We start from the raw sequence: 3,032 nt of genomic DNA, 5'->3' as shown, positions 1-3,032 counted from the left end.
TTCATGAGCCAGGGGGCGCCGTTGATGACGGCGGCCTTGGCGCCGAGGGACTGCATGCCGCCGGCCGCTTCGAGCCCGAGGAGCCCGCCGCCGATGACGACGGCGTCGATGGTGCGTCCATACTCTTCGGTGAGGCGGGCGACCTCCGTGCGGAGGGTGCGGACGTCGTCGACCGTTCGGTAGACATGCGCGGCATCCATGCCGGTGAAGGGGAGCCGTGCGGCGTTGGAACCGGTCGCAAGTACCAGTTGGTCGTAGGGGTAGACATCACCGGCCTCGGTGGTCACGGTGCGGGCCTCGCGGTCCAGCGTTACTGCCCGCGAGCCGGTCGCCAGCGTGACTGCCGGGTGCTCCCACATGGAGGCCTCGCCGAGCGTGAGGTCGACGTCGGCCAGCAGTGCCTGACTCAGGGCAACCCGGTCATACGGCAGCCAGCTCTCCTCGGTGAGAACCGTGACGGAGAAACCGTCCAGTCCACGGGACACCATGGCTTCGACGAAGCGGTGGGCCGCCGGGCCGCCGCCGATGACGAGGACTTCTTGCGTTGACTTGAGGGACATGAGGTGCACCTTTCGCGCTGGGAGTAGTTCTCCGCACTTGGTTATCGAGCGTACGGAGGCCCAGTTGCCCGGTGATTTCCCTTATGTAAACGAAGATTAACTTCACGCTCACCGGCGATCGGTCCCTCGGTGAGATGCGTTTTACGCGCCCGCAACACTCGCGGCAGGAACGTGTAACGCGTTGTTCGTAGCGTCGGATGCAGGCCAACAAACCCGGCACACCGAACGGAGAGACGCATGACTCTGCAACTCGAACACACTCCCGGCCTCGCCCTTGAGGTCGAGGCGTCGTACGACGGCGCCTGGTACCCGATCTGCCGGCTCGAGGACCTCGAGCTGTGCTGGGGCGAAGCCGCGCTCATTCACGGCCGCCAGGTGGCGCTGTTCCGGGTGGATTCAGCAACGGTGTTCGCTGTTTCCCACCGCGATCCGGTCAGCGGCTCACAGGTGATGGCACGCGGAATTGTAGGCTCCAAGGGGCAGAGGTTCACCATCACCTCGCCCCTGCACAAGGAGGTCTACTACCTGGACTCCGGCGAACCCGCATCGGGAACAGGGACGGCTCTTCGGAGCTTCCCGACGCGGGTAATCGACGGAACGGTGGAAGTGCTCGTCTAGAGCCCGAGGGCTTCCTCGACATCGCGGATCACGGCATCAAGCCTGGTCCGCGATGTTGTTTTTGCGTTCCCGACTTCGGCGGCCGAGTCGACCGGCTCGATGACCTCGAGGTAGCACTTGAGCTTCGGTTCGGTGCCGCTGGGGCGGATGATCACGCGGGTCTCGTCGCGGGTCAGGTAGAGCAGCCCGTCCGTGGGCGGGAGGTGGGCGCCCTCGGCCAGATCCTCGGCGACCACCACATCGGACCCGGCAAACGACGACGGCGGTGCCTCACGCAGGCGGTTCATCATCGCGCCCAACAGGCCGAGACTGCCTACCCGCACCGACAGTTGGTCGCTGGTGTGCAGGCCGTGAACGAGCGCCAGCTCATCGAGCACGTCGAAGAGGGTCCTGCCCTCGGCCTTGCAGGCGGCGGTGAATTCGGCCAGCAGCAGGGCTGCGGACAGCCCGTCCTTGTCGCGCACCAGTTCGGGCGCCACGCAGTAACCGAGCGCCTCCTCGTACCCGTAGGCGAGGTTCGGAACCCGTGAGATCCACTTGAACCCAGTAAGAGTCTGGGCGTGGCTGACACCCGCAGCTTCGGCGATCCTGCCAAGCAGCCGCGAGGACACCACCGAATTGGCGAACACGGCCGTGTGCCTGTCGGCCTCACCCAGCCGGGCCGCGAGGTGGAGCCCCAGGAGCGCACCGGTCTCATCACCGCGCAGCATCCGCCACTCGCCCGTAGCGGGGTCTTTCGCAGCGGCGGCCATGCGGTCGGCGTCGGGGTCATTTGCCAGGACCAGGTCGGCGTCCTGGTCAGCGGCGGCTGCCAGCGCCAGGTCGAGTGCACCCGGTTCTTCCGGGTTCGGAAACTCAACGGTAGGGAACGCAGGATCCGGCTCGGCCTGCTCCTTGACGACGTGCACCGTGTCGAACCCGGCGGAGGCCAGTACCTGCTGGGCCGTCCGTCCGCCGACGCCGTGCATGGGGGTCAGGACAATCGAGAGGTCGCGGGCCGGATACGCCTCGCGGTCCGCCAGGGCGACGACGGAGGCGACGTAGTCGGTTTCGATGCTCTCGGGGAGGACGTTCCAGCCGGGAGCCAGCTGGATGTCCTTTGCGGCAGTGATGTGCTGGGCGATCTGCGCGTCATGCGGTGCAACGATCTGAACACCCCGGGCGGTGGCCTCGACCGCGCGCCCGCCGAGGTAGACCTTGTATCCGTTGTCCTCGGGCGGGTTGTGGCTCGCCGTAACCATCACGCCCACCTCGCACTCAAGTGCACGCACCGTGTAGGCGAGCACCGGCGTCGGGAGTTCGGTGGGCATGAGGAAGGTTTCGAGGCCCGCAGCGGTGAAAATTGCTGCCGTCTCCTCAGCGAAGATGCGCGAGTTGCGGCGGGCATCAAAGCCGACGACGGCGCGCGGCACGTAGGAGCCCTTCGCCAGCTCGAGCGCGTGGGCGGCAACCCCGGCTGCGGCGCTTCGCACCACCACCCGGTTCATCCGGTTGGGACCGGGGCCAAGCGCGGCACGCAAGCCGGCAGTTCCGAAAAGTAGCGGGCCACTGAAGGCGTCCTCAAGCTGCTGCAGGGCAGCGGGCTGGCCGGCGTCGTCGTCGTTCACGGCGCGGGCCAGCAGGTCCTGCAGCTCCGCGCGGGTTTCGGGATCAGGGTCCCGGCTTGCCCATTCACGGGCCGAAGTGAAGAGGTCTGTGTGGGATAGCTGCATGTCAGAGCCTGCCGATGATGTCCGCGAGGAGTTTGGATATGCGCGGTCCTGCCGCCTGCCCGGCTTCGAGGACCTCCGCGTGGCTCAGGGGAACGGGGCTGATGCCCGCTGCGAGGTTGGTGACGAGCGACATTCCGAAGAC

3 protein-coding genes and 1 pseudogene are annotated in these 3,032 nt (G+C 66.9%); 1 reads left to right on the top strand and 3 read right to left on the bottom strand.

Translation table 11 applies throughout. The features are described from left to right. The coding region (locus RIF85_RS15450) for an FAD-dependent oxidoreductase (RefSeq protein ID WP_309072789.1) at positions 1–560 on the bottom strand (560 nt) is incomplete at its 3' end. 237 nt (positions 561–797) lie between these two features. Here RIF85_RS15450 and nirD point away from each other — a divergent pair. After that, positions 798–1,178, top strand: coding sequence for a nitrite reductase small subunit NirD (nirD, locus tag RIF85_RS15445; protein ID WP_309072788.1), 381 nt, complete (start codon positions 798–800; stop codon positions 1,176–1,178). On the opposite strand, the gene RIF85_RS15440 is transcribed toward nirD, so the two are convergent. Both RIF85_RS15440 and RIF85_RS15435 read right to left on the bottom strand, forming a co-directional pair. Further along, positions 1,175–2,890: a phospho-sugar mutase gene (locus RIF85_RS15440; RefSeq protein WP_309072787.1), complete on the bottom strand. Its 1,716-nt coding sequence runs from the start codon at positions 2,888–2,890 to the stop codon at positions 1,175–1,177. The genes nirD and RIF85_RS15440 overlap by 4 nt on opposite strands. 1 nt (position 2,891) lies before the next feature. Further along, positions 2,892–3,032: pseudogene (locus tag RIF85_RS15435) on the bottom strand (purine-nucleoside phosphorylase); the annotation flags it as partial.

Origin of the sequence: Arthrobacter sp. (assembly GCF_031179385.1) — a bacterium.
Classification (GTDB): domain Bacteria; phylum Actinomycetota; class Actinomycetes; order Actinomycetales; family Micrococcaceae; genus Arthrobacter_D.
Note: the sequence above shows the minus strand (reverse complement) of the source record. Positions and strands in the feature narration are given on the sequence as shown.

Excerpts from the sequence above, each read along its gene's own strand:
- nirD (WP_309072788.1), top strand. The coding sequence starts at position 798 with ATGACTCTGCAACTCGAACACACTCCCGGCCTCGCCCTTGAGGTCGAG.
- RIF85_RS15440 (WP_309072787.1), bottom strand. The coding sequence starts at position 2,890 with ATGCAGCTATCCCACACAGACCTCTTCACTTCGGCCCGTGAATGGGCA.